General features: G+C 72.1%; 2 protein-coding genes. Both read right to left on the reverse strand.

From position 1 onward, the window contains the following. A partial coding sequence (locus E1266_RS37095; protein ID WP_132055236.1) for a CHAP domain-containing protein occupies positions 1-517 on the reverse strand: 517 nt, incomplete at its 3' end. A 180-nt stretch (positions 518-697) separates the two neighbouring features. Then, the gene (locus E1266_RS37100; protein WP_132055238.1) at positions 698-1,513 is read right to left on the reverse strand and encodes a universal stress protein; all 816 of its coding nucleotides are present in this window, start codon (positions 1,511-1,513) and stop codon (positions 698-700) included. Between the last annotated feature and the right edge of the window lie 244 nt (positions 1,514-1,757).

Raw genomic sequence — 1,757 nt, forward strand, 5'->3', positions numbered from 1 at the left:
TGTCGACGGTCGGGGCGGGGGCGGCGTGCTTGGGGGTGTACTTGGCCTCGACCTTGACCTTGGATGGGTAGCCGAAGCCGACGACGGCGTCCATGTCGCGGGTCTTGCGCATGAGCTTGTAGCCGTCGGCGTTGCCCTCGATGGTGTGGAGGGTGCGGCCTTCGACCTTCTCGACGATGCCGACGTGGTCGATGCGGCCGATGTCCTTCGAGCCGTTCCAGTCGTAGAAGACGATGGCGCCGGGTTCGGGTTCGCGGCCGAAGGCGCCGTGCTCGTCGAACCATTTGGCGTGGTCGACGGTGGCGGCGAACTGCCCGGCCTGCTCGGTGACGTCGGCCTTGTCGGCGGCCCAGGCGAGGAACATGTCGCACCAGGGGGCGGTCTTGAAGTAGTCGTCGTGGTCGCCGTCGACGTTCTCGGTCCACCAGTTGCCGTACTTGGTGTAGCCGTCGCCCTTCTCGGTGTAGCCGAGTTCCTTCTTGGCGATGTCGAGCAGCTTCTTGCCGATCGGGTCCATCTCGCTCCCTGCCGTCGCGCTCGTCCGGGCAGGGGTGTGCCCGACCGGGGGGGACGGAACGTGCGCCGTGACGTCCTGGCCTCCGTCACGTATCAAGGTCACGTTCTGATCTCGACGGAATGTAGTCGAGGTAAAAGGTGCGCGGCAACCCGTTCCAGTGAATCGGTCAAAACGGACTACTCAGAAGTAGCCCCTGGGTAGGACGGTCACGGGGCACGGCGCGGCCCGCAGAACCTTGAGGGCGACCTCGCCCAGGAAGACCCGGTGGGCGGCGGCGTCCTCGCTGGACGCGCACACGAGGAGCTCGTCGTCGGGCCAGTCGACGTCCTCCATTGCGTCGGCGACGTCGTCGCCCTCGGCGAGGTCGGCGGAGACCTCCTCGGGGAGCAGCTCGGACGAGTCCAGGGCCAGCCGGATGGCGAGGGCGAGGTCGTCGCGGAGCCGTTCGGCGCCGTCGTCCCCGCCGAGGTCGCCGATGGCCAGCGTGACCAGGCGGAGGGGGACCTCCAGCCGCTCGGCGGCCTGGGCCGCGCGGATGACCGCCTCGTCGCACTGGGGCCGCCGGACGTACATGACCGTGATGCGGCCGAGGTAGTCGGGCGGGGTGTAGCCGGAGGGGGCGAGCATCACGGCCTCGGTGGCCGAGTGGAGCAGGTGGTCCGCGGCGGCGCCGATGCCGATGCGGCCGCGGGCGCCGCCCTCGGGGGAGCCGACGACGATGAGGTCGGCGCCGATCCGGCTGGCGAGGGCGGTGAGCCCGCGGGCGACGCTGCGCCCCTCCTGGACGTGCAGGTCGGCGGGCCGGTCGTCCAGGAGGTCGGCCACCTGGTCGAGTAACGCGCGGGCCTCGCCGGCGGCGGCGGGCAGGCCCGCCGGGTGCACGGTCGCGACGCTCAGCCGGCCGCCGGTGAGCGCGACGATCGCGGACGCGAGGTCGAGCGCCTCCCGCCCGCCCGCGTCGTTGACGTATCCGGCGAGGACGTGTTCGCCGATCATGCGCCCGGCGCTCCACCGCGGCGCCTCGCGCTCCGCTCGCGCGGCCCGTCTTCGATCATGTGGTCCAGCATTCCCCCCGTGCGGCGGATCAGACCAGGGGGGCTTTGGGGTAGTTTTTCTGGAGATCCAGGCGGTCCGCGCCGCCGCGGACGACCTCGGCGGGGCCCGCGCCGACGCGTCCGCCGACGCCCGCGCCTGAGCGCCCGGTCCCGCCGCGCCGCGCGCGGGGCGACCCGCCTCCGCC

This window comes from Actinomadura sp. 7K534 (assembly GCF_004348575.1).
Classification (GTDB): Bacteria; Actinomycetota; Actinomycetes; order Streptosporangiales; family Streptosporangiaceae; genus Spirillospora; species Spirillospora livida.

What these genes read in the sequence shown, in the direction of transcription:
- E1266_RS37100 (WP_132055238.1), bottom strand. Translation starts at nt 1,513, where the DNA reads ATGATCGGCGAACACGTCCTCGCCGGATACGTCAACGACGCGGGCGGG.